The 25208-nt window shown below is 71.3% G+C and carries 26 protein-coding genes; 15 read left to right on the plus strand and 11 right to left on the minus strand.

All coding sequences use genetic code 11. The annotated features are described in order from the left end of the window. Nucleotides 1–71 precede the first annotated feature (71 nt). The 3 genes from ACIHCX_RS23740 (at nt 72) to ACIHCX_RS23750 (ending at nt 4720) form a co-directional block, all read left to right on the plus strand. Nucleotides 72–1280: a HupE/UreJ family protein gene (locus ACIHCX_RS23740; RefSeq protein WP_400032588.1), complete on the plus strand. Its 1209-nt coding sequence runs from the start codon at nt 72–74 to the stop codon at nt 1278–1280. Nucleotides 1281–1405: 125 nt separating this feature from the next. Next, nucleotides 1406–3382 (plus strand): fibronectin type III domain-containing protein, encoded by a 1977-nt coding sequence (locus tag ACIHCX_RS23745; RefSeq protein WP_400032590.1) that lies wholly within the window; start codon nt 1406–1408, stop codon nt 3380–3382. A gap of 93 nt (nt 3383–3475) precedes the next feature. After that, nucleotides 3476–4720 carry a WxL protein peptidoglycan domain-containing protein gene (locus ACIHCX_RS23750; RefSeq protein WP_400032592.1) on the plus strand — a complete coding sequence of 415 codons (1245 nt, stop codon included), beginning with the start codon at nt 3476–3478 and terminating at the stop codon, nt 4718–4720. A 55-nt stretch (nt 4721–4775) separates the two neighbouring features. Here the strand turns inward: ACIHCX_RS23750 and ACIHCX_RS23755 are convergent, their stop codons facing one another. From ACIHCX_RS23755 to ACIHCX_RS23765, 3 genes are all read right to left on the minus strand, one after another. After that, nucleotides 4776–5729 (minus strand): BN159_2729 family protein, encoded by a 954-nt coding sequence (locus ACIHCX_RS23755; RefSeq protein ID WP_400032594.1) that lies wholly within the window; start codon nt 5727–5729, stop codon nt 4776–4778. Then, entirely contained in the window at nt 5726–6322 is a 597-nt protein-coding gene (locus tag ACIHCX_RS23760) for a sigma-70 family RNA polymerase sigma factor (RefSeq protein WP_400032596.1), read from the minus strand. The genes ACIHCX_RS23755 and ACIHCX_RS23760 overlap by 4 nt, the downstream gene beginning before the upstream one ends. 94 nt (nt 6323–6416) lie before the next feature. Further along, nucleotides 6417–6701 carry a helix-turn-helix domain-containing protein gene (locus tag ACIHCX_RS23765; RefSeq protein ID WP_400032598.1) on the minus strand — a complete coding sequence of 95 codons (285 nt, stop codon included), beginning with the start codon at nt 6699–6701 and terminating at the stop codon, nt 6417–6419. A 220-nt stretch (nt 6702–6921) separates the two neighbouring features. Here ACIHCX_RS23765 and ACIHCX_RS23770 point away from each other — a divergent pair, with 220 nt between their 5' ends. The 7 genes from ACIHCX_RS23770 (at nt 6922) to ACIHCX_RS23800 (ending at nt 13028) form a co-directional block, all read left to right on the plus strand. Beyond that, nucleotides 6922–7398: a helix-turn-helix domain-containing protein gene (locus tag ACIHCX_RS23770; protein WP_400032600.1), complete on the plus strand. Its 477-nt coding sequence runs from the start codon at nt 6922–6924 to the stop codon at nt 7396–7398. Nucleotides 7399–7489: 91 nt separating this feature from the next. After that, nucleotides 7490–7729 carry a hypothetical protein gene (locus ACIHCX_RS23775; protein WP_400032602.1) on the plus strand — a complete coding sequence of 80 codons (240 nt, stop codon included), beginning with the start codon at nt 7490–7492 and terminating at the stop codon, nt 7727–7729. A gap of 1156 nt (nt 7730–8885) precedes the next feature. Then, entirely contained in the window at nt 8886–9098 is a 213-nt protein-coding gene (locus ACIHCX_RS23780; RefSeq protein ID WP_400032604.1) for a hypothetical protein, read from the plus strand. 140 nt (nt 9099–9238) lie between these two features. After that, nucleotides 9239–11119 carry a hypothetical protein gene (locus ACIHCX_RS23785; RefSeq protein ID WP_400032606.1) on the plus strand — a complete coding sequence of 627 codons (1881 nt, stop codon included), beginning with the start codon at nt 9239–9241 and terminating at the stop codon, nt 11117–11119. A 33-nt stretch (nt 11120–11152) separates the two neighbouring features. Beyond that, entirely contained in the window at nt 11153–11842 is a 690-nt protein-coding gene (locus tag ACIHCX_RS23790) for a hypothetical protein (protein WP_400032608.1), read from the plus strand. 221 nt (nt 11843–12063) lie between these two features. After that, the gene (locus ACIHCX_RS23795) at nt 12064–12816 is read left to right on the plus strand and encodes an IS3 family transposase (protein ID WP_400032609.1); all 753 of its coding nucleotides are present in this window, start codon (nt 12064–12066) and stop codon (nt 12814–12816) included. Continuing rightward, nucleotides 12777–13028 (plus strand): hypothetical protein, encoded by a 252-nt coding sequence (locus ACIHCX_RS23800; RefSeq protein ID WP_400032611.1) that lies wholly within the window; start codon nt 12777–12779, stop codon nt 13026–13028. Before ACIHCX_RS23795 ends, ACIHCX_RS23800 begins: the two co-directional genes overlap by 40 nt. A 1-nt stretch (nt 13029) precedes the next feature. Here ACIHCX_RS23800 and ACIHCX_RS23805 read toward each other — a convergent pair whose 3' ends face one another. Continuing rightward, nucleotides 13030–13407: a helix-turn-helix domain-containing protein gene (locus ACIHCX_RS23805; RefSeq protein ID WP_400032613.1), complete on the minus strand. Its 378-nt coding sequence runs from the start codon at nt 13405–13407 to the stop codon at nt 13030–13032. A gap of 187 nt (nt 13408–13594) precedes the next feature. Here ACIHCX_RS23805 and ACIHCX_RS23810 point away from each other — a divergent pair, with 187 nt between their 5' ends. Further along, nucleotides 13595–14260 (plus strand): pyridoxal 5'-phosphate synthase, encoded by a 666-nt coding sequence (locus ACIHCX_RS23810; RefSeq protein WP_400032615.1) that lies wholly within the window; start codon nt 13595–13597, stop codon nt 14258–14260. A gap of 19 nt (nt 14261–14279) precedes the next feature. Here ACIHCX_RS23810 and ACIHCX_RS23815 read toward each other — a convergent pair whose 3' ends face one another. Then, entirely contained in the window at nt 14280–15167 is an 888-nt protein-coding gene (locus ACIHCX_RS23815; protein WP_400032617.1) for a GNAT family N-acetyltransferase, read from the minus strand. Nucleotides 15168–15207: 40 nt separating this feature from the next. Further along, the gene (locus tag ACIHCX_RS23820) at nt 15208–15810 is read right to left on the minus strand and encodes a GNAT family N-acetyltransferase (protein ID WP_400032619.1); all 603 of its coding nucleotides are present in this window, start codon (nt 15808–15810) and stop codon (nt 15208–15210) included. Nucleotides 15811–15931: 121 nt separating this feature from the next. Between ACIHCX_RS23820 and ACIHCX_RS23825 the strand changes: the two genes are divergently transcribed. Then, complete coding sequence (locus tag ACIHCX_RS23825; RefSeq protein WP_400032621.1) at nt 15932–17146, plus strand: flavin-containing monooxygenase; 1215 nt, start codon at nt 15932–15934, stop codon at nt 17144–17146. Between the two features lie 49 nt (nt 17147–17195). Here the strand turns inward: ACIHCX_RS23825 and ACIHCX_RS23830 are convergent, their stop codons facing one another. After that, a complete protein-coding gene (locus tag ACIHCX_RS23830) occupies nt 17196–18509 on the minus strand; it encodes an MFS transporter (RefSeq protein WP_400032623.1) in 1314 nt (437 codons plus the stop codon). Between the two features lie 72 nt (nt 18510–18581). Here ACIHCX_RS23830 and ACIHCX_RS23835 point away from each other — a divergent pair, with 72 nt between their 5' ends. Beyond that, a complete protein-coding gene (locus ACIHCX_RS23835) occupies nt 18582–19688 on the plus strand; it encodes a GlxA family transcriptional regulator (protein ID WP_400032625.1) in 1107 nt (368 codons plus the stop codon). 358 nt (nt 19689–20046) lie between these two features. On the opposite strand, the gene ACIHCX_RS23840 is transcribed toward ACIHCX_RS23835, so the two are convergent. Together ACIHCX_RS23840 and ACIHCX_RS23845 are read right to left on the minus strand one after the other, a co-directional pair. After that, a complete protein-coding gene (locus ACIHCX_RS23840) occupies nt 20047–20559 on the minus strand; it encodes an ATP-binding protein (protein WP_400032749.1) in 513 nt (170 codons plus the stop codon). Nucleotides 20560–21131: 572 nt separating this feature from the next. Continuing rightward, the gene (locus tag ACIHCX_RS23845; protein WP_400032627.1) at nt 21132–21500 is read right to left on the minus strand and encodes an STAS domain-containing protein; all 369 of its coding nucleotides are present in this window, start codon (nt 21498–21500) and stop codon (nt 21132–21134) included. A 380-nt stretch (nt 21501–21880) separates the two neighbouring features. On the opposite strand from ACIHCX_RS23845, the gene ACIHCX_RS23850 reads away from it, so the two are divergent. Both ACIHCX_RS23850 and ACIHCX_RS23855 read left to right on the plus strand, forming a co-directional pair. Then, the gene (locus tag ACIHCX_RS23850) at nt 21881–22462 is read left to right on the plus strand and encodes an RNA polymerase sigma factor (protein WP_400032629.1); all 582 of its coding nucleotides are present in this window, start codon (nt 21881–21883) and stop codon (nt 22460–22462) included. Further along, nucleotides 22459–23685, plus strand: coding sequence for a zf-HC2 domain-containing protein (locus ACIHCX_RS23855; protein WP_400032631.1), 1227 nt, complete (start codon nt 22459–22461; stop codon nt 23683–23685). The genes ACIHCX_RS23850 and ACIHCX_RS23855 overlap by 4 nt, the downstream gene beginning before the upstream one ends. Before the next feature lie 46 nt (nt 23686–23731). Here ACIHCX_RS23855 and purU read toward each other — a convergent pair whose 3' ends face one another. Then, a complete protein-coding gene (purU, locus tag ACIHCX_RS23860) occupies nt 23732–24616 on the minus strand; it encodes a formyltetrahydrofolate deformylase (protein WP_400032633.1) in 885 nt (294 codons plus the stop codon). A 46-nt stretch (nt 24617–24662) separates the two neighbouring features. Continuing rightward, nucleotides 24663–25163, minus strand: coding sequence for a hypothetical protein (locus tag ACIHCX_RS23865; protein ID WP_400032635.1), 501 nt, complete (start codon nt 25161–25163; stop codon nt 24663–24665). Nucleotides 25164–25208: the final 45 nt, after the last annotated feature.

Consider the following 25208-nt stretch of genomic DNA (forward strand, 5'->3'; position numbering starts at 1 on the left):
CGGTTCGCCGACGGGCCCGAGTTTGTTCACCGATGGCATGCACCGTGCACGGGAAACCTCAAGGAGCCACCATGTCATCACGGGTCCGCCGCGCTCTCGTCGGAATCACCGCGGCGGTGATCGCTTTCCTGGGCGTCGGGCAACCTGCCTCCGCGCACGGGTTCTCGTCGGTCGTGTACGTCCACGTCACCGGCGGCGACGGCGGTCGCATACGCACGGTGCTGGAGTTGGAGTACGACCTCTTCATCGTGTCCGCCGCCGACTTCGAGCACGACGATCCGCTCTTCCAGGTGGGCACCGCCGCCTTCGAGGCCGAGGACGCCGAGGCACAGGCCGCGGCGCTCGAATCCCACACCGAGTCGGCCTTCGCGTACGTCACCCAGCGCTTCTCGGTCGGCTCCGGCGGCACGGCCTGCACACCGTCCCGGGCGGGTGACTTCACGATCGGCCGGCAGGAGGGCGTGCCGTACGCCGTCATGCCGCTCGAGTGGTCCTGCGCCGGGCAGGGCGACCCCGAGGTGCGCAGCGCGCTCTTCCCCGACTCCGAGGGCTACGTGCGCGGCACCCGGACGATCGCCACCTACGACCTGGCGGGCCTGTCGGGCAGTGCGGCGCTGGACGCCGGCCACCCTTCCTTCTCGATCGGTCAGTCGTGGTACGAGCGGTTCTGGGAGTTCTTCCGCCTGGGCGCCGAGCACCTGCTGACCGGTGTCGACCACATCCTGTTCCTGCTGGCGCTCATCGCCGGGTCCCGCCGGCTGCGGGAGATCGTGCTCGCGGCCACGAGTTTCACCCTGGCCCACTCGGTGACGTTCCTGCTCGCCGCCCTCGGCCTGGTGCACGTGCCGGAGCGGATCGTCGAGCCCGTCATCGCGCTGTCGATCGCCGTCGTCGCCGGCTGGCACCTGTGGCGGCTGCCGCGGTGCGGCGACGACCGGGTCGCCCTCCACGACACCGCCGAGGAAGGGCCGTTGGGCCTGGACCGGGCCGGATGGCTGCGCCTCGGGGTCGTGTTCTGCTTCGGGCTCGTGCACGGTCTGGGTTTCGCGGGGGCCCTGGGGATCGACGAGCCGTGGTCGTGGACCCTGCTGTGGTCCCTGCTGGTGTTCAACGTCGGTATCGAAGCCGTGCAGTTGGGGATCATCGTGCTCGTCTTCCCGCTTCTCGCGCTGCTGCGCCGCCGGGCGCCGAGGGCGGGCGCGTGGGCGACGGGCGCGCTGTGCGCGGGGGTGGCCGCCATGGGTCTGGTGTGGTGCGTGCAGCGGGTGCTCGAGGGCTGAGAACAGCCCAGGTCTAGCGGGAAGTTCAGCTGATCCCTAGATCACATTTGCGATTGATTTACCAAATCCAGAGACCTTGTTGGCCTCCATTCCCTGCACCTTCGTGCACCTAAGGAACGAGTCTGATGATTTCGAGACCCTCCTCGCAGTCCTCCGGGTCTGCGCGGCGCCGGGTGGCCACGGGTGCCGCCGCGGCATTCCTGGGCCTGACCGTGGCCCTCGGCAGCGGCCTGGCCTCCCCCGTCCAGGCAGCCGAGACCGGCACGTTCACCGGCATCATCCTCGGCGTCGGCGCCAACGAGTCCCAGCGCACCGTGACCTGGTACTCCTCGGCCGACACCACGCAGAAGGTCCAGCTCGCCCCGACGGCGCAGCTCGACAACGGAGAGTTCCCGGCCTCCGCCACCACCTTCGACGCCCTCGGCGGCGAGAACATCTCCACCAGCGGCGGCTACAACCGCCACGCCACCCTCACCGGCCTCCAGGAGCACATGGCGTACTCCTACCGGGTCGGCTCCGAGGGCAACTGGTCCCCGACGTACTCCTTCAAGACGCAGGACTACAAGGGCGACTACGACTTCCTGTTCTTCGGCGACCCGCAGATCGGCTCGTCCGGCAACACCGCGAAGGACCAGGCCGGCTGGCAGGACACCCTGGACGTCGCGGTCGGGGCCAACCCGGACGCCGAGCTGCTGGTGTCGGGCGGTGACCACGTCGAGACCGCCAACACCGAGTCGCAGTGGGACGCCTTCCTCGCCCCCGACCAGCTGCGCCAGTACCCGTGGGCCGCCACCATCGGCAACCACGACGTCGGCGGCAAGGCGTACGAGCAGCACCTGTACACGCCGAACACGGACCGCTCGGCGCCGCTGTACTCCAACGGCCAGCCGAGCTCCAACACGTCCGGTGGCAACTACTGGTACATCTACAAGGATGTGCTGTTCATCGACATCAACAGCAACAGCTACGCCACCAGCCAGGGCGGCGGCGGCGACGCGGCGCACATCGACTACGTCACGGACGTCATCAACAAGCACGGCTCCAAGGCCAAGTGGAAGGTGCTCGTCTTCCACCACGCCATGTACTCGCCGGCCTCCCACGCCAAGGACGCCGACGCCAAGGTGCGCCGCAACGACCTCCCGGCGGCCTTCTCCAAGCTCGGCGTCGACCTGGTGCTGGCCGGCCACGACCACGCCTACTCGCGCAGCTACCTGCTGAAGAACAGCGCGAAGCAGAACAAGGACGAGAAGCCCGGCGCGGCCGACGTGTACCCCGGTCCCGGCGGTGTGCTGTACGTGACGGCCAACTCGGCCTCCGGCTCGAAGTACTACGGCATCACCAAGCCGGACAACAGCGGCACCACCGGCGACGGCAACGGCGCGGACCCGCTGAACCCGGACAACTACTGGTACAACTCGGTCCAGAACCAGGAGAACGTCCGCACCTACGTCAAGGTCAAGGTGCGCAACGACAAGCTCGTCGTCGAGAACGTCCGCAGCGGCACCTGCGAGGCGCCGAACGCGTCGGTGGAGCTGGGCCAGGTCTCCTGCACCAACACGCCCTCCGGTCAGCCGGTCGGCTCGCTCGTCGACAACGTCACCGTGCACCCGTACCACGGCAGCGGCCAGGACATCCAGGTGAACGTCCCGAACGCCGCCCCGGGCGAGTTCGGCTGGACGATCGACGGCTACAACGGCCTGGTGGACCTCGGCACGGCCAAGGACCACGACGGCGCCTACTTCCAGGCCGACGGCAGGATCAACCCGATCCTCGTGTCGGACAGCCGCCGCTCGCTCGCCCCGTGGTCGATCTCGGCCAGCGTGGGTGACTTCAAGGACGCCGACAAGGTGTTCTCCGGTGCCTACCTCGGCTGGACGCCGAACGTGCTCCAGGAGGGCGCCGGCGCCAAGGCCAGCGGGGAGGTGGCCTCCGGCTACGACGGCGGCGCCGGTCTGTCCGTCTCGCGCGGGCTCGGCTGGGCCGACCAGGGCCACCCCAAGGGCAACGCCAAGCTGGGCGCGGACCTGGATCTGAAGATCCCGGGCAGCGTCGACAAGGGCGCCTACCGCGCCACCCTCACGATCACTGCGCTGAGCAGCTGACCGTAACCGCTTGACCTGGGGGGTGGGCACCTTCCGGTGCCCACCCCCCTCCGCTCGCCCCAGACCCGCACCAGACCGCCCGAGGACCCCGAGATGCCCCTGCCCGCAACGCGCCGGAAGACCACGGTCACCGCCCTCGCCCGCACCGCCGCCCTGGCTCTGCTCATGGCCTTCGCCCTCACCGGGGTGCGGGCCACTCCGGCCGCGGCGGAGGGCGGCGACGTCACCTGGACGGTCAGGACGGCGCCGAACAGCTACGGTGCCGACCGGTCCAGCTTCAGCTACGCCGTGAACCCCGGTGGCCGCGTCGAGGACGCCATGGTCGTCGCCAACCGCGGCAAGGCCCCGCTCACCCTGGCCGTCTACGCCGCCGACGGCTTCACGACCGACACCGGTCAACTCGACCTGCTCACCAAGGACAAGAAGTCCGTCGGCGTCGGCGCCTGGGTCCACGCCGACCGCAGGAGCGTCGTCCTCCGGCCCGGCAAGTCCGTCCAGGTCCCCTTCACGGTCACCGTGCCCGACAACGCCACGCCCGGCGACTACGTGGGCGGCGTCCTGACCTCGCTGCGGCAGTCCGACGAGGCCGAGGGCATCAACGTGGACCGGCGCCTGGGCATCCGGGTCAAGCTGCGGGTCGGCGGCGACCTCAGGCCGACCCTGGCGGTCGAGAACCTGCACGTGGACTACTCCGGCTCGGCCAACCCGCTCGCCGCGGGCGACGCCACCGTCACGTACACGATCCACAACACCGGCAACGCCGTGCTCTCGGCCCGGCAGTCGGTGGCGGTCGCGGGACCGTTCGGATGGCTGCGGACCGAGGCGGGTCGGATCCCCGCGCCGCCGGAGCTGCTCCCGGGCGAGAGCTGGAAGGTCACCGTGCCCGTGCGCGGCGTGACGCCCGGCGTCGTCCTGACCGCGACCGCCACCCTCACCCCGCTACTCACCGACGCCTCGGGCTCCACCACCGCGCTCGATCCGGTGCCGGCCACCGCGCACGGCTGGGCCGTCCCGTGGACGCTGCTGCTGATCCTCGTCCTGCTGATCGCCCTCACCGCGGGCGCGGTCGTCCGTACCCGTCGCGGCCGGGCCCGGCGCAAGCTGCGCGAGGACGCCCGCGTGCGGGACGCGGTCGCCCAGGCCCTTCGTGAGAAGGGGACGACCGAGGAGGCGGCGAAGACGCCGGAGCCGGAGAAGGCGCCGGAGACACCGAAGACGCCAGAGACGACCGAGACGCCGGAAACGCCCGAGGCGGCAAAGACGCCCGAGGCGGAGAAGGCGCCGGAGACGCCGGAGCCGGAGAAGACGCCGGAGCCGGAAAACGCGCCGAAGAGCTGACGGCCCCCCTGCGGCGTCGAGTCGGCGGCCGGCTCACCGCGCTCGGCGGCGGGGCTCACTGCATGGTGTCGGACGAGCCCGCGGAGGTCTGCGTCTCGGCGACGGACAGCGGACCGTTGACCGTGACGATCGAGGTGAGCGGGTAGAGAGGGCCGCTGGTTCCGCCGAGCGCCAGCAGCGGCACGCCGTCGTCCTGGCGTTGGCCGAGGTAGCGCCACAGCTGGCCATGGCGGTCGAGCTGGCCGCGGGCGAGGTCGTAGACGCGCCCTCCCAGACGGAAGGGTTCCCCGGCGGCCTCCGCGGCCTGGTCGAGGAGGCGGGGCACCTCGTCCGCGGTGAGCTGTACCTCGACACCGTCGACCTGTCCGTGCACGATCTGGGCCCATCCGGTGCGGTGGGACGGAGCGTCGAGCGGTGCGCCGATCGCGGTCAGCCAGTAGTCCCAGTCGCCGAGTGACAGCGCGTGGATGTGGACGGTGACCCGCTCGTGGTTCGAGGTGATGTGCCTGATCTCGAGCCGGCCCGCGTTCTCGGCCCGCAGCCTGGCCACCACCGCGGCCGTCCTGGCCTGCGCCGGATCCCAGTGGACCGGGCTCTGCTCCTCGGTGCCCGGGGTCCGGGCGGCGGCGGGCCTGACCGTGGGGATCTGCTCGGCGACGGGCACGACGGCCGGCTGCGGCACAGGTGCCGCGGCATCGGGCACGACGAGCGCGCCAAGACCGTTGCCCGGCAGGGAGATCGCGTCGCGGGGCGCCACGATGCGCGGTGTCGGACCGACGACCGCTTCCGCATCGGCTTCGGCGATGACGACGGCCCGGTCCGCCTCGGGCAGGCCCCGCTGGGTCTCGTCCTGCTCCCGCAACCGTTGGAGGGCCTCGGCGCCGCCGGTTTCCACCAGGCGCCCCTGCGTCTGGAGGTCGGCGATGAATCTCCGGGCCAGCTGCGCCAGTTGCTCGATCAGTTCCCGCTCGACCTCGGCGTCGTCCCGGCTTTCGGGGGTGCTCGTCATGCTTCCGCCTTCACATAGACCCTGCGGAGCGAGTCGAGCGCACGCCACTGGAGGGTCTTGACGGCGGCGTCGGTGGTGCCCATGGTGCGGGCCGTCTCGCTGACGGACAGTTCACTCAGGAACCGCAGCCTGATGACGGCCTGTTGGCGCGGGGTGATGCCGGAGAGCGCATCGTGCAGGTCCGCGGCGGCAAGGGTGGACAGGACCGTGTCCTCGGCGGTGCTCACCGGGGTCGCCCACACGTCCCCCACGTTGGTGATCTGGTCGACAAAGGTCAGGCGCCGTGTCGCGGCGACCTTGAAGTGGTCGGCGACCACGTTGCGCGCGATCGTGCACAGCCAGGCACGGATCGACGTACCGGTCCACCGGAAGGTGCCGATCTTCGCCCACGCCTTCGTGAAGACGTCGGCGGTGAGGTCCTCGACCAGGGGCGGGTTCGATCTGGCGCGGATGCTGATGAACGCGGCGACGGCGTCGTGGTACATCCGGTACAGCTCGCCGAACGCCTCGGGATCGCCCTGCTGGGCGCGGGTGATGAGGGCCGGTTCCCTCGCCGAGTGGCCGCCGTACAGGGCTTGAGCATGAGAAATCACGTCCTGCTTCCAATCGTGAAGTGAGCGACGGTGGTGGGTTGGTGACGAGGAGGGACCGCTCGGGGCCCGGCCTCGGGCCGAAGCTCCGCGGGCGTCAGCCGGATCCGCGCCGGCGCCCGACCGGATCGGGCGCCGGACGCCTGCGTGGAACGGCGGCGCCCCGCGTGGTCTCCGGGTCGTCGTAGACGAGGGTGTCCAGACCGACCCCGTAGGCGTCACGCAGTGTCCAGAGCGTGGCGAGACTCGGCTCCTTCGACCCGGCCGCGAGCCGGTGCAGCGTCGACCTGCTGATACCGGTGCGCTGCGCCACGTCGGCAACGCTCTCGTCACCAAGCTCCTTGGCCTTCGTCAGGAGCTCGGCCATGTGGAGACGGAGCATGGTCGCAGGACCTCCTCAAGAACTTGCATCCGTGCGCCTAACCCACACGCACGGACGTATGGAAGTTGCCAGGACGAAGTGACGCAAGGTTATTTATATTCGTATATAGGTACGACATTGAGGAGTTGGCCTGCGAGAATGCCGATCTAGGACCTGACCTGCGAAGGTGCACGCATGCAACTAGCGTGAAAGTACATGCATGCGCGCTACCCTCCGAAACATGCGGAGTACGGAAGATGCCCACCAAGGCGATCGGGCCATGCGGCAGGCGCAGGCACGACGTGTCGGCGCCTATCTCACCGCGGCCGCGACCGCGGCCGGGTACGACGTCCGCCGGCGCAAGGGCGGTCGCGCGCAACTCGCAAGCCTGACCGGGCTGAGCCTGACCACCATCAGCCGGACGCTGGACGGCAGAACCCTGCCGCTCCCCTCACAACTGGCGAAGTGGGCTACGGTCCTCAATCTCGACCACCGAACGATGGTGGTGGAAAGCGGCCTCATCCCCGAAGAACGAGGCCCCGCGCCCGCACGTCGGGAGGCGGTTTCGGCAGCGCTCTCCCCGGACGAGGCCATGAACGCGTGGGGGATCACCGATCCCATCATTCGCAGGACGCTCAACGGGAGCATCGTCCACGCGATCACGCTCCAGGAGGAAATCGACGCGACCTACGCCTGGGAGGCCGTTGCACGAGGGTGACCGTATACCCTCCTGCCGTGCCAGGATCGGCGGGCTGGAAATGGCGCGCCGGCGAGAGGGGTAGTAGGTGCTCGTCGTACGAGGAACTTCAATGACCGCTGTCGTCCGCGGCAGCACTGGTGAGCCAGTGATTTTACTCGCCGGTGACACGCGCCAGGAAGTACCCGAGACAACGCTGACCGATCTGATCAAGGCCGCCACCGCGGTTCTCAGCGTGGCCGAACTCCAGGCCGTCAGCAGAGTCGTCCCCACACTGGGAACACTCCGGGTGGATTCCCGCGTCCCGCTCGACGGAAAGATCCTGACGGTCTACAGACTGGCCGTCGACTGAGCACGGGCCCCCACAGCGAAATCCCTGCACCGTACAGGTTCCGGGTCGTGATCAAACGGCGCCGCCCGCCGTCGGAAGGTTCGACGGCGGGCGGCGCGGCCTTTCACCACAGCGGCACTAACGGCGCCAGGAGGGGTAGCAGTCCCAGTAGTGCGACGAGGTGTGCCGGTCCCAAGCACAGTCATCCCAGTCGCGGCCGCAGTTCCCGTACCGGTAGTTGCCATGACGCCAGTAGCCACGGCCGTCGCCACGGTATCGCCACAGGTCAGCGTCGTGACGGTACCCGTGGGGGCCGTGGTGCCCGCCGTGGGCCGCCAAGGTCACGGAGGCCGGCACGTGGAGCGGTGCCGCGATCGCCTCTGCCGAGGCGGGCACCACGACGGCCCCGGCGGTCAGAAGTGCGACCGCCACCGATCTAGCAATGGTCTTCACTTACTCTCCTTTCGAACAGCAGGAATTCCCTGTTTCCCTGCCGCTGCGACGACGCTACCTCGAATTACCTGGCCCCTCACGGAAGTCGATGCGCGGCCGGACACACCCGGGGACAGTCATCCGGGATTCAAACCCACAGCTCAGCGGCCTTTCCGAGCGTACGGAACCAGCGGCGTCCCGCTTATTCGAAGCACCCGTCCAGACGAATTGGCGGGCGTGGCGAAATCAGCCACCCGACCGGCTCGCGGAACAGCGTGAATTATCCCTTCCGGGCGAATTCCAACCCTTGAATGACCCGTGTTTCAAGGAGTTGCGAAACAGGGCGACACCCTCACCATCTGTTATTTCGCGTTCCATGGCGCCGGATATCCGTCATTGATCTGCCCCGGCTTTTCCGGAGATCGTTCGGACCTCGGCCGGAGGGACGGGCCGGCGCGACCCGCCCCGGCACGGCGGCAGGGCGGAAGTGAACGATCGTGCGCTTTTGAACGCATGTCGCATATACGCGGTTTGCACTCCTCCTTCCGCTTCGACTACTGTCCAGGCCCTCCGGACGACCTGTCCGGAGGGTCCGGACGGCGCCGATGGCGTGTGGCCGCTGGTTCCACCAGCGGTCCCGCCGCGCCCAACTCCGCAGCAGGGTCTTCCGCATGGCCCGGCCACGGAGAGCGGGGTTGCCGTCCGGATCCCCTCAACACCCCTTCAATGAATGAAAGGTGTCCTCATGAACATGGACCAGCTCGAGGCCGAGACCGCTGAACTGCTGCCCGGCCGGGAGGCGCTGGGGAAGTTCTCGTTCAACTTCACCAAGATGTCGAACATCACGAAGAAGGTCGCGCACGTGGACGCGCACAACGAGTCGTACGCGCTGAACCAGTGCTCGCCGTACGCCGTCGCCCAGTCCGAGGCCGCGCAGACCATCAGCATTCAGCAGTAACTCGCTCGGGCGCCGTGCAGGGCCAGGTCGGCGGACTTGGCCCTGCACGTTCTCCCCACCACGCATCCCCTACGGCACGCCTGCGGACCAGCGCTGTGACCGTACGCCACCACGCCAGACGCGCCTTGGAGAAGAGGAAGATGGCGGCCGAAGAACACGGCGGCTCCAGAACGCTGGACAGTCAGGTTCCGCACTACTGGGAGGCATGTCCCCCGCAGGAGGCGGCCGGCTTCCCCCTGACGTGGAGCGCCGCGCCGGTGCCCCGGCTGAGCAACGGCCTGCAGATCCTCGGGGAGTACCAGGGGTCGGGCTTCACCGACTCCAAGTACATCGTCCGCCGGGCCGACGGCCAGGTGATCCAGCTGTCGCGCCTGCTGTACCTCGTCGTGAGGTCGGTCGACGGCGTACGCGACGCCGAAACGATCTCCCACCGGGTGAGTGGGCGCTACGGGGCCGAGGTCAGCACGGAGAACGTCGTCTACCTGGTGGAGCGCAAGCTCACCCCCCTCGGTGTCACGGTTCCCTTCGGCGAGCAGCCGGAGGAGCTCCCCACCCCGCGCTCCGACCTGCTCCTCGCCCTCCGGGGCCACAAGGTGATCTTCCGTGAGGCGCAGGTGGCCCGCATCGCCGCCGCCCTGTCCTGGCTGCACCGGCCGCTGGTCGTGGTGTTGACACTCGCGGGCACCGCCGCCATGGACATCTGGCTCTTCGGTGTCCACGGAGCCATCACGCCCGTGCTGCAAGTACTCGAGCAGCCGGTGTGGATGCTCCTCCTCTTCGTGCTGACCGTCGCCTCCCTCGTCTTCCACGAGTTCGGACACGCGTCGGCCTGCCGGTACAGCGGCGGCGTACCCGGAAAGATCGGCTGCGGCATCTTCCTGATCTGGCCGTCCATGTACACGGACGTCACCGACGTGTACCGGATCGGGAGAGCCGGCCGGCTGCGCACCGGGCTGGGAGGCGTGTACTTCAACGTCATCTTCATGCTGGCCCTCACCGGGGGCTACCTGCTCACCGGCCAGACCTTCTTCCTGGCCGCCGTGTACCTCGCGCACTTCGAGGTCCTCGAGCAGCTGATGCCGGTGGTGCGGCTCGACGGCTACTACATCCTCGGCGACCTGGCCGGCGTTCCCGACCTGTACGGCAAGGTCAAGCCCATCCTGTTGAGCATGGTGCCGGGACGTAAACGGGCCCTCCCGGACGTGGTCGGCCTCAAGCGCACCGCCCGGGTCGTCGTGACGGTGTGGGTCCTGACCGTGATCCCCCTGCTCGTGGCGGAGGCCGCGTACGCCCTGTGGAACCTTCCGCGTCTCCTGACCACCGCGGTGCGCAGCCTTTCGGCCCAATGCCTCGGCACCTACCTGGCGTTCGCCTCGGGGCACCTGGCGTCCGGGCTGGTCGGCGTCATCGGCACCCTCATGCTGCTGTGCCCGATGGCGGGAGGCGCCTATCTCTCGGGCCGGCTGGCGGTCCGCCTGGCCCGGGCCGCCACCAAGGCGACAGCGGGAAAGCCGGCCATGCGTCTCGCCCTGGCGGCCGCGGTCGTCGCCGGCTGCGCCGTCCTCACCACCGCCTGGGTGGAGGGACTCGCACCCAAGCCGCTTCCCGAGGCGGCCCCGGTCACCCCGGTCCTGCAACCCGGCGTGCCCACCGTTCGGGCCCCGCACCCCACTCCCTCGGCCTCCCGGACGAGCCGCCCCGCCGGCACCGCACCCGAGGAGAGGCGATCCACGCGGCACAGCGGCACTCCGTCCCCGGACGTCACGCGATCCGCGTCCGCGGCGACCACGCCCGCCACCTCGGCGACCGCTTCGACGCCTCCCGCCGGCACCCCGGCCGCCCGCACGGCGGAGCCCGTACCCACCCCGTCCGCTCCGACGGGCAGCACCCCCACCACGCCGTCCGCGCGCCCGTCCGAGAGCCGGACGGCCTCCGCGTCCCCCACTCCCCCACCCTCGGAGTCCGTCACCGACTTCCCCTCACCCTCTGTCACCGCCCCGCCATGGGCCGGCTTTTCCTGACCCCGCACACCGCCTCATCCGCAGGAGAGAACCGTGAACCACCGCAAGCCGCGCACCAAGAAGTCCAGCAAGGCGGCGATCGGCTTCGGCATCGCCGCGACCGCCGGACTGGCCATGACGGCCAGCACCACCCCGGCGGGTGCCAGCCCCGGCACGTCCCGCGTCTTCCCGGCCGTCGCCGTCGCCGTCGACATGGCGCACAGTCACGCAGACAGGGCCCACGTGAACCAGTTCGACGAATCCTTCAGGATCCACGAATACGGTCCGTCCGTCGCCGTGGCGGCGAACAACCGGGCCGTCGCGCAGTCGGCCGGCTGCTCCCTCGACGCCCCCTGCCGTTCCATCGCCCTCTCCTACCAGATCGTCACGACGGCCGGCCGGAACGCGCGCCTCGTCAACGCCTCCAACATCAGCAGTGCCGTCAACCAACACTGCCCGGCGTGCGAGACGTACTCCGCGGCGTACCAGTTCATCGTGGCCACGCCCCGGGGATTCGGCCTCAGCCGCGAAGCCCGTGGAGAACTCGCTTCGATCAACCGCCAGGTCGACGCCCTCAAGGCGTCTCGTCTGCCGATCTCCCGGCTCAGCCTGCAGGCGGACGCGTTGGCCCAGCAGGTGAAGGCGGTCCTCGACCGTGAGGCGGCCCGCGCGCCGAGGGGCAACGGCGGCGACCCCCTGGCCGACTTCGCCCCGACCGTGACCATGCACCGCCACGTCCGGTAGGCCGGACCCCCAGAACGCTCAGGGCTGTGGACTCCCCCCGCAGCCCTGAGTGCTGGAATTCCAGCCGGAGAGTGAGGTCCAGTGAGCAGCGCTCATCGCGCGTCGCAGTCCGGGCTGAAGCGAGCGCAGGCCCGCATCGAGAAGCTGGAGGGCGAGCTCGCGGCATGCCGGCGCGTCATCGACCTCATGAGGGAAGTGGTACGCCCAAAAGAAGGTACGAAGTGATTTCCAGGATGGCGGAGGAGGGCTTCCCCGCGCGTGGAGTCATCGAGCTGCTCGGCGTCTCGGAGTCCGGTTACTACGCGTGGCGTGAACGGACTCCGTCGGCCCGTTCACTGCGGCACGCCTGGCTGACCCGGATCATTCTCGACATCCACCGCTCGTCCGGTTCGGCCTTCGGCTACCGCCGCGTCCAACAGGAACTCGGCCGCCGCTACGGCATCAGTGTCAGCCATGGCACGGTGGAACTCCTGATGACTCAGGCCGGCCTCCGGGGCAGGTCCGGAAGGGCGCCCGAGGACGCGCCGCCCACCGTGTCCGAGGTATCCACCCGGCGCTGGATCGTCGACGTGTTCACCTACGAAACGCCCACGGGCGCTCTGTCCGCCTCCGTCGTCCTCGACTCGGTCTCGCACCACCTGGTGGGCTGGAGTGTGGGCCCCGGGGAAAGCGCCCTGCTCATCGATCGCGCGCTCGCCGACGCGGTCGCGCACGCGGCCGCCGCGGAACCGGCCGCCGGCACCACGAAGAGGAGTCCTGCCGGGTGCCGCTTCACCAGGCGCGCGCTGGCCCTGAGGCGCGGGCGGAACTCCGGGACCGTCGGCGACTGGTGCGATCACGCGGTGGCCGAGGCGTTCTGGGCAGGGATGCGCGGCGAACTCAGGGACCACCACGACGGGAAAGACCCGGGACTGCTCGAGGAAAAACTGGAGACATGGACGTCACACCACCCCTGCCCATCGCCGAAGAACTGAGGGTCGGGATGGATGCGGGAAGGCCTCTCTCGGCGACGCAGGCCCATCAGGTGCTGCTGTACTGCGCCCTGGACGCGGCATGCGTGCCGATGGGTTCCAGCGACCTGCGGGCCATCATCAGGATGGCGGAACTCGACTACGGGACCGTACAGACACTGATCAACTGGATCAGAACGGCGGGCAGGGAGGGATTCCGATGCACCGGACCCTGACTCACCCCGCCTGGGACTCCCCTGCCTGCAACAGCGACTCGACGAGCGCGGCCACATGCCGACGGTCCGTGGGACTGAGCTTCTGCACGCTGGCGATGAGGATGTCCACCTCGGGATCCGTGTTCTTCGGCGCGTTCTCGAAATAGACCTGGATACCAGCGGCCTCGGCCGCGGCCCGCAGAACAGGCGCCACGGGCACACCCAGACCTCTGGCCAAACCTTCGAGGGTGGTCTGCTGAGGCATCTGGGCCAGCTGCGCCGACGTCGCCAGATGGTGGACAGTCGAGCGAGAGATGCCGCCGCGGCGCGCTACATCGCTGTAGGACCAGCCTTTTTGATCCAGTTTTTTCTTGATCATTTCCTGCAGTGTGTTGGGCACCGCTGGTACTTCCTGTGTGGAGGGGGGTCGGTCGGCCGCTTGCCAATGAGTCTAACGGCGGTACCCTCCGGTCGTTCTGCACGTATTCTCCGGCCACGGCCTTCGGCGGCGGACTTCGGTGGCGGCCGCGACGGCCGGAAGACGGTCCACCGGTCGGCGGAGAGTGCCGCGCGGTGATACTCGGGGCATGGAACCGGATCTTCACGAGCTGCTGGCGTCCCTTCGCGTCTGGGACCCGGAGTGCACCGAGCTGCCCGCCCTCGACCCCGCGACGGCGCCCGCCGCCCCGCTGCCCCTCTTCGCGCGGTGGCTGGCGGAGGCGGCGGCGGCCGGGCAGACGGAGCCGCACACGATGTCGCTGGCGACGACCGACGAGGACGGTCGGCCGGACGTCCGCGTCGTGATGCTGCACGGCGCGGACACCGCCGGCTGGTCCTTCGCCACCCACGCCGGCAGCCGCAAGGGCCGTCACCTGGCCGCGAGTCCGTACGCAGCCCTCGCCTTCTACTGGCCGGTCCTGGGCCGCCAGGTCCGTGTCCGGGGCCCGGTCACGGTCGCTCCGCGGGAGGAGGCGCACGCGGACCTGCACGCCCGCTCGACGGGTGCCCTGGCCGCCGCGCTCACCGGCCGTCAGAGCGAGGTCCTGGGCTCCCTGGACGAGCTGGCCCGGGCCTCGGAGTCGGCCTGGGAGCGGGCCGCCGGCGCCCCGGACACCGAGGTCCCCTCCTGGACCCTCTACCGCCTCCAGCCCACCGAGGCCGAGTTCTTCCAGGGCGACGCCCGGCGCCGCCACGTACGGCTCCGCTACCGCCGTACGGGGGACGGCTGGGCCCGCGAGCTGCTGTGGCCGTGACCCGACGCCGTGCGGCGGCTCAACGGAAGTCGTACACCGCGAAGTCGGACACCGGTCGGTAGCCGATGCGCTGGTACAGCCCGTTGCTCGTCGGATTGGCGAGGTCGGTGAACAGCAGCACCTCCTCCGCTCCCGAGGCGAGCGCGGCGCGGGTGACCTCGACCGTGACGGCTCCCGCGTATCCACGCCCCCTGAGGTGCGCCGGCGTGTAGACCCCGACCACCCGTACCTGTCCGGCGACCTTCACGCTCGCCCCGGCCATGGCGACGGCCGTCCCGTCCGGGTCCTGCCAGAACATGACGTCACCGCGCTCGACGCGCTCGTCCGCCCACTCCTGCGCGTCCCGCAGGAGCGGCTCACCCGCGTCCCGGCAGAACTCCTCGAACCACTGGGCCAGTTGCTTCCGGTCGGCCTCGCCGGCCACCCTCGCACGCCCGGGCGGGACCGGCTGCGGGACGGTCAGCTCGTCCAGCCGGTACAGCCGCATCCGCTCCCGCAGGACCGCCTCGGCACCCGTGTGGCGCTGCCAGGCCGCGGCGAAGGCGGCGGCGGTGTCGCGGGCCGCGGAGACGCCGGGCAGCTCACGCCCCTGGCCCGCCAGCAGCGCCGCCAGCGCGTCGGCCTCGTCCTCGGTCAGGGGGGTGGGGTTGAGGGTGTGCGGCGGCGTACGGAAGAAGGTCGCCCGCACGTCGGTGTCACCTGTCTTTCCCTCCCGCGCCCCTCCCTCTCCGGGGAGCACGCCGAACTCGGGGTCGGCGTCCCCGTAGATGTGGCTGCCGCTCGAGCGCAGGTTCTCCGTCACCGTCAGGTGCACGGTGTGGGGTGCGGGCCGTGAGCGCAGGAACTCCCCCGCACGCGCCAGGAATTCATCAACGTCGTCGATCAGGTACCAGTCGTCGGAAGGCATGCCCCATGGTCCTGCCAACGGCCGCCCGGCGTCTTCGTGTTTACGGGGCGTCCGGCTCCGGATCCGTCGCCAGACGCGCGTGCAGGTGCGCGTCCCTGAAGGCGTCCCTGCGCTCCGCCTCGAAGATCGCCCCGCGCAGGGTCCCCTCGTGCCGGAAACCGCAGCGCTCGGCGACCCGGCAGGACGCCCCGTGCCCGACGGCGTGGTCCAGTTCCAGCCGGTGCAGGCGCAGTTCGCCGAACGCCCAGCCCGCCACCAGCTTCAGCGCCCGGGTGGCGACCCCGCGCCCGCGGGCCTCGGGCAGGACCCAGTAGCCGATCCTCGCGACCCCGAGCGGCAGGCGGATGTCGTTGACGCCGATGTGCCCGAGCGTCGCGGCGCTCTCGGCGTCCGCGATCCGGAAGGACGCGGCCGAGCCCTCCGCCGCGCGCACGGCCCGGGTCCGCAGCGAGTCACGGGCGCCGGTGAGGTCCGTGACGGGGACGAGCGGTGTGTTCCAGCGGCGGAACTCCGGGTCGGTGATGCCGCGCAGCCACGCCCGTACGTCGGCGTCGGACTCCGGGTCCCACGGGCCCAGCAGCAGCCCGTGCCCCGAGGCCCGTACCGTCGCGAGGTTCCCTGGGTCACGGAGTTCGGCGGTCACCGGCCCATTAGACACCGCCGCGCACCCGGACCGCACACGCGTGCGGTTGTGATCAATCCGCAACCGGTTACGGCGTTGACGGCGGCCCCTCACACCAGGCGGGCGATCTACTCTCGCGCTCATGACCGACTCGACCAGCGCCTCCGCAGCGCGGCACGCCGACCGTCCCGTCTACGTCATCGGCGGCGGGCCGGGCGGGCTGGCTGCCGCCCAGGCACTGCGCGCGCGGGGCATACGCGCGGTCGTCCTGGAGAAGTCCGACCGGGTCGGGGCGTCCTGGCGGCGGCACTACGACCGGCTGCGCCTGCACACCACCCGGCGCCTGTCCGCGCTGCCCGGGCTGCCGATGCCGCGCCGGTTCGGCAGATGGGTCGCGCGCGAGAACGTGGTGCGGTACCTGGAGAAGTACGCCGAGCACCACCGGCTGGAGGTCGTGACCGGCGTCGAGGTCTCCCGTGTCGAGCCCGCGCCGGACGGCACCGGCTGGCTGCTGCGCGCCTCCGGCGGACGGGAGCTGACCGGCGGCGCGGTGGTCGTCGCCACCGGCCACAACCACACGCCTCGCGTGCCGGACTGGACCGGCCGGGAGACGTACCAGGGCGGGCCGGGCGAACTCGTGCACGCCTGCGAGTACCGCGACGCCGGGCCGTACGCCGGACGTGACGTGCTGGTCGTCGGCGCCGGCAACACCGGCGCGGAGATAGCCGTGGACCTGGCGGAGGGCGGGGCCGCACGGGTACGGCTGTCGGTGCGCACCGCCCCGCACATCGTGCGCCGCTCGACCGCCGGGTGGGCCGCCCAGTACACGGGGGTGCTGGTGCGGCGGCTGCCGGTCCGGCTCGTCGACCTGCTGGCCAGACCGGTGGCGGCACTGTCCGTGCCGGACCTGTCGGCGCACGGCCTGCCCCGTCCCCGCGCCGGCCTGTACTCGCGGGTCGGGCAGGGCGCGATCCCGGTCCAGGACGTCGGTCTCGTCGACGCGGTCCGCAAGGGCGAAGTCGAGGTGGTGGCCGCCGTGGAGGGCTTCGAGAGCGGCAAGGTCCTCCTCGCCGACGGCACCCGTATCCAGCCGGACGCCGTCATCGCCGCCACCGGCTACGTCCGCGCCCTGGAAGGCCTGGTCGGCCATCTGGACGTGCTTGACTCCCGGGGCAGGCCGGTCGTCCGCGGCCGCCGCACGCCCAGGAACGCGCCCGGTCTGTACTTCACCGGCTTCACCAACCCCATCAGCGGCATGCTCCGCGAACTGGCGCTCGACGCCGAGCGGATCGCCAAGGCCGTCGCGAAGGAGAACGCCCGCAAGGGCGGCCGCCGGGTCTCCCGCTTGCCGGCCTGACCGGCACGCCGTCACCGACGCCCGCCCGCTGCGGCGGCCGCCGGAGGCCTCACGCGACCGCAGGGATCGGGACCGTCGGCCGCCTCCGGATCACCAGCGCCATCAGCGCCGCCGCGGCGCACAGCGCGCCCGAGGCGTACCAGACCACGTCGTAGGAGCCGAAGACGTCCCGCGCGAGGCCGCCGAGGTAGGCGACCAGGGCCGCGCCGACCTGGTGGGAGGCGAGCACCCAGCCGAAGACGATCGCGCTGTCCTCGCCGTAGTGCTCCCGGCACAGGGCGAGGGTGGGCGGCACGGTGGCGACCCAGTCGAGACCGTAGAAGACGATGAAGAAGACCATCGGCGGGTGCACGCTCGGCGCCAGCAGCATCGGCAGGAACAGCAGCGAGACACCGCGCAGCGCGTAGTACACGGCGAGCAGGCGGCGCGGTTCGAAGCGGTCGGTGAACCAGCCGGAGGCGATCGTGCCCGCCACGTCGAACACGCCGACGACCGCGAGCAGCGAGGCGGCCGCCGTGATGGGCATCCCGTGGTCGTGGGCGGCGGGCACGAAGTGGGTCTGGATCAGGCCGTTGGTGGAGGCGCCGCAGATGGCGAAGGTGCCCGCCAGCAGCCAGAAGGGACCGGTGCGCACCGCCGAGGACAGGACGGCCAGGGTGCGACGGGCGGCCCCGGGAAGGGGCTCCGGCTTCGGTACGAACGCGTCGGCGCCGTACGGCTTCACGCCCACGTCCGCCGGGTGGTCGCGCAGCAACAGCCAGACGAAGGGGACGACGGCGAGGGCCGCGAGCGCCACCGTGACGGCGGCCGGGCGCCAGCCGTGCGACTGGACGGTCCAGGACAGGACCGGCAGGAAGATCAGCTGGCCGGAGGCGGAGGCGGCGGTGAGGATGCCGGTGACCAGGCCGCGCCGCGCGGTGAACCAGCGGTTGGTGACCGTCGCCGCGAAGGCCAGCGCCATCGAGCCGGAACCGAGGCCGACCAGCAGGCCCCAGCACAGCCACAGTTGCCAGGCGGCGGTCATCCACACGGTCAGTCCGGACCCGGCGGCGATCACCACGAGCGCGGCGGCGACCACCCGGCGGATGCCGAAGCGGTCCATGAGCGCGGCGGCGAAGGGCGCGGTGAGCCCGTACAGCGCGAGGTTGATCGAGACCGCGGCGCCGATGGTGCCCCGCGACCAGCCGAACTCCTGGTGCAGCGGATCGATGAGCAGTCCGGGCAGTGAGCGGAAGGCCGCGGCGCCGGTGATCGTGACGAAGGTGACGGCGGCGACGAACCACGCCCGGTGGACGCGGGCCGCGCGGCGGGCGGACGGCGTTCGAGCCTCGGTGGCGGACGCGGCTTCGGTTGTCTGGGTCACGCCCTAGAGCTTCCGGTATCCGGCCCGGCCGGCTCCACTGGCCTGAAGGACAGCATTCGCTAGGATCGGGCCATGGGCAGAAGCACGGACAGGATCACGGACAGGGCCATGGACGGGACCACGGACTTCCGCCCGCACCGCGTCGCCGTCCTCGCCCTCGACGGGCTGCTGCCCTTCGAGCTGGGCATCCCGCACCGGATCTTCGGACGGCCCGTGGACACCGCCGGACGGCCGCTGTACGAGGTCGTCACCTGCTCCGTCCGGCCGCCGGGACCGGTGGAGACGGACTCCGACTTCTCGATCCACGTGCCGCACGGGCCGGAGGTCCTGGCCACCGCCGACACCGTGATCGTCCCGGCCTCGTACGAACTCGGCCCGGTCTACGAGCAGGGGGTGCTGACCGGGGAACTGGCCGCCGCCCTGGCGCACATCCGGCCCGGCACCCGCCTCGCCTCCATCTGCACGGGCGTGTACGTGCTGGCAGCGGCGGGCCGCCTGGACGGGCGGCGCGCCACGACGCACTGGGCCGACGCCGACCACTTCCAACGGGTCTTCCCGCAGGTCGAGGTGGACGCGGACGTGCTGTTCATCGACGACGGCGACGTGCTGACCTCGGCGGGCGTCGCGGCCGGGATCGACCTGTGCCTGCACATGGTGCGCCGCGACCACGGCACGGCGGTCGCCAACGAGGTGGCCCGGCGGACCGTCGTACCGCCGCACCGCGACGGCGGCCAGGCACAGTACATCCACCGCCCGTTGCCCGACCCGCAGTTGGCCACCACGACCACCGCGCGGGCGTGGGCGCTGGGCCGCCTGCACGAGCCCATCCGGTTGCAGGACATGGCCGCGCGGGAGGCGATGTCGGTACGGACCTTCACCCGGCGCTTCCGCGAGGAGGCCGGGATCAGTCCGGGGCAGTGGCTCACCCAGCAGCGCGTCGAACGGGCCCGGCACCTGCTGGAGTCCACGGACCTGTCCATGGACCAGGTGGCCCGGGACGCCGGCTTCGGCACGGCCCAGTCGATGCGGCAGCACCTCCAGACGGCGCTCGGGGTGACACCGACGGCCTACCGGCGGACCTTCCGGGTGAACGGCTCCCCCCGAACCGGAGCGGAGGTCCGGAACCCGGCAGGTTGTCCACAGCCTGTGGACAAGCGCCCGGTGTTCGGGCACCGCTGAGGCGGGGCAGGCGCGGCCGGCGGCGCGCCCCTGCCCGCCCCGAACACGGCAGCGCGCCGCCACCCGATCCCGGCGCACCGGCCCCACCCCCTCGGACCCTGAAGGGACCGGTCGGCGCCGGCATCACGACCCACACTCGCCGAGGACTTCCGGTGCCCCGGCCCTCGGCGTCCCCTCACGGCGAATCGCTGACCACCAGCGTGATCAGGCGAACACGAGGCGTCAACACCACCCTGCCGGTTTACCCGTTATGCCCCATCGCAACAGGGCGCGCACAGAAGCATCTCCCGGCGCACGACCGCGCCGCGGGTACGGCAGGACACCGGAACACCGGAACACCGGTACTGCGGGCCCGGACCTACACCGCCCCGTACGCCAGGCCCCCGAAAGCCCCGTAGGCCCCTTGGACCAGCCCCTCGTACGCCGGGGCCGAACGCCCGCAGCCCGTCGACGCCGCCGTCTCCGCCGATTCCACGGCCGTGGCGCAGCGGTCGAGTTCGCACCAGATGCGCTTGCCCACGCCCTCCGGGCACCAGCCCCACCGGTCGGCGAGGCCGTCGACGAGGGCGAGGCCGCGGCCGCTGGTCGACTCGTCGCCCGAGCAGCGGGGCACGGGGGCACGGGTGCTGACGTCGGCCACCTCCAGGCGCACGGTGGTGGCCGCCCCGGCCGGTCCCCCGGACAGGAGCAGCCGCAGCACGGCCGGACAGCCGGTGTGCACCACGGCGTTGGTGACCAGTTCGGAGACGAGCAGGACCAGGGTCTCGGCGAGCGGCTCGTCCGCCGCTATCCCCGACCCGGCGAGCCGGGACCGGGCCCACCGCCGGGCTCGCCCCACCTCCGCGGGGTCGGGCCGGATCTCCAGCTGCACTTGAAGCACCTGCACCGCTCACACCATCCGAACCGGCGGACACACAGCCTCGCGCCTCACGAGGCCACGATCGTAGCCATTTTCTGCATGGCCAGAACAACAGCCAGAGCAAGGGTCACGGAACGTGACTCCCTTGGGAGACAGCATGGTTGACGTACCGTCACCGCAACAAGCGCTTCGGGCATATTCCCGCGCGAAGGAGTACCCGTGCGCCATACTGTGCGACGCTCGTCATGGGACGGCTCAGGCTCGGAAGCACTCGCATCCCACACAAGGTACCCGAGCACGACGGCGGCTCCGGGACGTGACGAGTCGCGCCCGGGACACCACCCGACATCAACGCTCCGTGACGCCCCAGCGCCACGATCGGCGACATTCACGTCCGGCGCCCCGCGTCGCGGCATGCAGCGCGGCCCGGAAGGTACCCGTGGGCGCTCCGAACTGCTCGTGCGCCCGGGCGTGTTGCCTGGCTGGGCACCCGCCCGCACGCACGGCGGCCCCCTCCGTGGGGCGAGACGCCGCGGAGGGGGCTCAAGTACGGGCTGGGCGAAGGGGGTTCGGCGGCCGGCCGGTCAGGCGGACAGCGGCTCGTCGTCCACCGCCGCCGCCAGGTCCGGGTAGACGTCGAAGAGGCGCCGGACGCCGAGCGCGCCGAGGACGCGGTTCACGTGGGATCCGTCGACCGCGCCGCGGGCCGGGAGGATCAGGCGCAGCCGGCCCCGGCAGGAGCGGATCAGCCGGCGGGCCGCGATGAGGACACCGACGCCGCTGGAGTCGCAGAAGAAGACCTCGGAGAGATCCAGGACGAGGTCGTGGCGCCCCTCGGCCACCACCTCGTGCACTCTCTGGCGCAGCGTCGGCGAGGTCATCAGGTCCAGTTCGCCGGCGACCCGGAGCACGCTCCACTCGCCCTGTTCGTCGTCGGTCACCTTGAACGCCACGGCCCGCCCTCCGTCAGCCGGAACTTCCCCGGAACCGCTCGGAAACGGAACCAGTCCCTACGCTTCTCTCCGCGCGGCTGCCCAGCGGCCGTTCCCCCAAACGCAGGACAGCAAACCGGGACCGCTCCGCCAGCGACTTGTTTCGGTCAGCTTCGGTCGGCTTCAGTCACGTTCGAAAGGGCACAACACCCTTGCTCCCTCGCCACCAGCAGTTCTCAGGGGGGCGCACATTGTCATAAAGGGGCGTGTGCTGTCGGACATGCCGACTACATTCGAGAAGACCACGTCGGACACGCTGGACACGCACGCCGGACACACACGCCGGACGAGGAACGGGCCGGGACGCAGGGCGCGGCACGGCCGGGCGCGGAGGGGGCCGCATGGCGAAGACGGACGCACCGCCCCACTGGGACCGCAGAATGCGGCAGCGGCTGGTACGCGGAGAGGCGGCCGCCCTCGGTGAGCTCTACGACCGTTTCGCCTCGCTCGTGCACGGCCTGGCCCACCGGGTCCTCGGCGACGAGCAGGCCGCCGACCACATCACCCGCGAGGTGTTCGCACAGGTCTGGGAGCACCCCGACGCCTACGACCCCCGGCAGGGTCCGCTGCGCGCCTGGGTGGCCGGGCTGGCCCACCGCCTCGCCGTGCGGCGGCTGCGCACCACCGAGAGCGCCGCGCTGGCCGGCGGCGGACCGGGCTCCGCCGAGGAGCTCGAGCACAGGGTGTGCCGTGCCTCCGCCGCCGCCCGCGCCGACTACATCGTCCACTCCATGCCGGCCCCGCTGCGCGCCGCCCTGGAACTCGCCCACTTCCAGCGCCGCGACTACCGGCAGACCGCCGCCGACCTCGGCGTCACCGAGGACGAGGCCCGCCGCCGCCTGCGCCTGGGCCTCCAGCTCCTCTCCACCGCCCACACCGTGGACGCCCCCGACACGCCCTCCGGACACGGAGGCGCCGCATGACCCCGGACGCCGCCCCGGAGCCGGCAAAGACCGAGGAAACCCCGGGGACCGTAGAGACCGCGGAGATCACAGAGGCCGCGGAGACCCCGGAGGCGAAGGATCAGGGCGGGCCCGCGCACTCCCTGCTGAAGTCGCTGCTCGGGGCCTGGGCGCTGGCCGCGTGCTCGCCGGAGGAGACGGCTGTCGTGGAGGAGCACCTCGGCGGGTGCGGCGACTGCGCGCAGGAGGCGCTGGCGCTGCGGGAGGCGGTCGGTCTGCTGCACCGGCCCGACACCCTCGACCCGGCCCCGGGGCTGCGCACACAGGTCCTGGAGAGCTGTCTCGAGCGGCGGCCGCCGCGGATCCCGGTGCCCGACTGGGCCGCGCCCTACGACGCCGAGACGGCGCGCCTGGACGCGCTGCTCCAGGACATGGACGACCGCGAGTGGCACGCCCCGGTGCGGCTGCGGTGGTTCGAGGGCGAGGACGCCACCAGCCGACGCACCACCGTCGCCGGGGTCATCGCGCATCTGATGAGCGTCGACGGACTGGTCGCGGTGGCCCTCGGCCTGGACGACCCGCTCGGCGACGCGACCGGCGCCGCCGACGGGCCCACCCCCGCGGCGCGCACCGAGGCCTGCTGGCGGGCCGCGCACCGCCCGCCGACCCGTTCGGTGCGGGCGCCGTGGCGGGAGCAGACGCACGCCCTGGTGCGGACGGTCTCCTTCGCCGCGAACGGTGTGCGCAGGCCGCCGGTGCCGTACGGCGCCTTCGAACTGCCGCTGCCCGACGCGATGCTCGACCGCGCCTTCGAGTGCTGGGTGCACGCCGAGGACATCGCGGAGGCCGTGGACTACCCGTACGACCCGCCGGCCCCGCGCCACCTGCACCGGATGATCGACCTCGCCGCCCGGATGCTGCCGGGTGTGCTGGCCGCGCGGCGGCGGGCCGGACTGGCCTCACCCGCCCGCGCCCGGCGCCTGGTGACCGCGGGCGCCCCGGGGCGCAGTCTGCGGCTGGAGATCGAGGGACTGGGCGGCGGCCAGTGGCTGATCCCGCTCGACTCGCCCGCGGCGGTGGGCTCCGCGGACCACGAGGTGGCCCATGTGGCGCTGGACGGCGTGGAGTTCTGCCGGCTGACGGCCGGGCACGTGGCCCCTCGGGAGGCGGCGGCCGGCCATGTCGGCGACCGTGAGGCGATCCGGGACGTGCTGTGCGCGGCGGCGTCCCTCAGCCGCATGTGAGCCCGCCGACGGCCGCGACCGGACGGCCTCCCCGAGGGACCGCGCGCTACGCGAAGACCACCGTCCTGCGCCCGTTCAGCAGGATCCGGCGCTCCGCGTGCCACTTGACCGCGCGCGCCAGCGCCTGGCACTCCACGTCCCGGCCGATCGCGACCAGCTGGTCCGGGGTGACGTCGTGGCCCACCCGCTCGACCTCCTGCTCGATGATCGGGCCCTCGTCGAGGTCGGCGGTCACATAGTGCGCCGTCGCGCCGATCAGCTTCACGCCCCGGGCGTGCGCCTGGTGGTACGGCTTGGCGCCCTTGAAGCTCGGCAGGAAGGAGTGGTGGATGTTGATGATCCGGCCGCTGAGCTGCTTGCACAGGTCGTCGGAGAGGACCTGCATGTAACGGGCGAGGACGACCAGTTCGACCTTCTCCTCGCGCACGATCTCGAGCAGCCGGTCCTCGGCCTCGGACTTGGTGTCCTTGGTCACCGGGATGTGACGGAAGGGGATGCCGTACGACCCCACCAGCTCGGCGAAGTCGGTGTGGTTGGACACCACCGCCGCGATCTCCACCGGCAGCGCGCCGATCCGGGCGCGGAAGAGCAAGTCGTTCAGGCAGTGCCCGAACCTGCTGACCATGAGCACGACGCGCATCTTCTCGTCGGCCCGGTGGATCTGCCAGTCCATCCCGAAGGAGTCGCCGATCGCCGCGAAACTGGCGCGCAGCTTGTCCACCGTCACCGGCGCCTCGGCCGAGAAGTGGACCCGCATGAAGAACAGTCCCGTGTCGTGGTCGCCGAACTGCTGGCTGTCCTCGATGTTGCAGCCCGTCATGAACAGGTAGCTGGACACCGCGTGCACGATGCCCTGCTTGTCCGGGCACGACAGGATGAGGATGTACTGATCGGCCTGCGCCGCGGCGGCTCGGGAGGACTGCTCGCTCATGCGGGACAGCGTCTCACGTCCGGCCCCGCGCGTGGCTCCTCGTCCGCTAAGCGGAACGGGTCAGGATCCTCAGCACCTCGAGGCTGCGGGGCGGCGCGTCCGGGTCCTCGCCGTCGCTCGCCGCCAGGCGCACGTGCGCATCGCAGGCCGCCCGCACCGCCTCCGGCCAGCCGTGGTGGTCGAGGTAGGCGGACACCGGCGCGTCGGGGCCGACCTGGTGCATGATGCGCAGCACCCGCAGGACCGCGGTGTCGACGAGCGCCGCCTCCTGGGAGTCCCGGAAGATCGTGCCGACGTACTTCTCGGCGGACCAGTTGTCCAGCCAGGTGTCCTCGACCAGGCGGTAGACGGCGTCGGTCACGTCGCCGTACCCTTCGACGCCTGCGAGCCAGACGTCGCGCTGGAACACCGGGTCGGAGAGCATGTGCAGCGCGGAACGCACATTGCTGCGCCAGCGCCACCACGGCATGTCGTTGAGTGGCATGCCGCCCATGGTGGAGGAGCGACGGCCGCGACGGGAAGAGTTCTCCGAACCTTGCACGGTCATCGATCGTACGTTCCCCGCCCCAGGGGTCCCACCTGCCCCCGTAAT

This window comes from Streptomyces sp. NPDC052043 (assembly GCF_044548235.1).
Taxonomy (GTDB): Bacteria; Actinomycetota; Actinomycetes; order Streptomycetales; family Streptomycetaceae; genus Streptomyces.

Coding starts and splice junctions, on each gene's coding strand:
- ACIHCX_RS23740 (WP_400032588.1), top strand. CDS start 72: ATGTCATCACGGGTCCGCCGCGCTCTCGTCGGAATCACCGCGGCGGTG.
- ACIHCX_RS23745 (WP_400032590.1), top strand. CDS start 1,406: ATGATTTCGAGACCCTCCTCGCAGTCCTCCGGGTCTGCGCGGCGCCGG.
- ACIHCX_RS23750 (WP_400032592.1), top strand. CDS start 3,476: ATGCCCCTGCCCGCAACGCGCCGGAAGACCACGGTCACCGCCCTCGCC.
- ACIHCX_RS23755 (WP_400032594.1), bottom strand. CDS start 5,729: ATGACGAGCACCCCCGAAAGCCGGGACGACGCCGAGGTCGAGCGGGAA.
- ACIHCX_RS23765 (WP_400032598.1), bottom strand. CDS start 6,701: ATGCTCCGTCTCCACATGGCCGAGCTCCTGACGAAGGCCAAGGAGCTT.
- ACIHCX_RS23770 (WP_400032600.1), top strand. CDS start 6,922: ATGCGGAGTACGGAAGATGCCCACCAAGGCGATCGGGCCATGCGGCAG.
- ACIHCX_RS23775 (WP_400032602.1), top strand. CDS start 7,490: ATGACCGCTGTCGTCCGCGGCAGCACTGGTGAGCCAGTGATTTTACTC.
- ACIHCX_RS23780 (WP_400032604.1), top strand. CDS start 8,886: ATGAACATGGACCAGCTCGAGGCCGAGACCGCTGAACTGCTGCCCGGC.
- ACIHCX_RS23785 (WP_400032606.1), top strand. CDS start 9,239: ATGGCGGCCGAAGAACACGGCGGCTCCAGAACGCTGGACAGTCAGGTT.
- ACIHCX_RS23800 (WP_400032611.1), top strand. CDS start 12,777: ATGGACGTCACACCACCCCTGCCCATCGCCGAAGAACTGAGGGTCGGG.
- ACIHCX_RS23810 (WP_400032615.1), top strand. CDS start 13,595: ATGGAACCGGATCTTCACGAGCTGCTGGCGTCCCTTCGCGTCTGGGAC.
- ACIHCX_RS23815 (WP_400032617.1), bottom strand. CDS start 15,167: ATGCCTTCCGACGACTGGTACCTGATCGACGACGTTGATGAATTCCTG.
- ACIHCX_RS23825 (WP_400032621.1), top strand. CDS start 15,932: ATGACCGACTCGACCAGCGCCTCCGCAGCGCGGCACGCCGACCGTCCC.
- ACIHCX_RS23835 (WP_400032625.1), top strand. CDS start 18,582: ATGGGCAGAAGCACGGACAGGATCACGGACAGGGCCATGGACGGGACC.
- ACIHCX_RS23850 (WP_400032629.1), top strand. CDS start 21,881: ATGGCGAAGACGGACGCACCGCCCCACTGGGACCGCAGAATGCGGCAG.
- ACIHCX_RS23855 (WP_400032631.1), top strand. CDS start 22,459: ATGACCCCGGACGCCGCCCCGGAGCCGGCAAAGACCGAGGAAACCCCG.
- purU (WP_400032633.1), bottom strand. CDS start 24,616: ATGAGCGAGCAGTCCTCCCGAGCCGCCGCGGCGCAGGCCGATCAGTAC.
- ACIHCX_RS23865 (WP_400032635.1), bottom strand. CDS start 25,163: ATGACCGTGCAAGGTTCGGAGAACTCTTCCCGTCGCGGCCGTCGCTCC.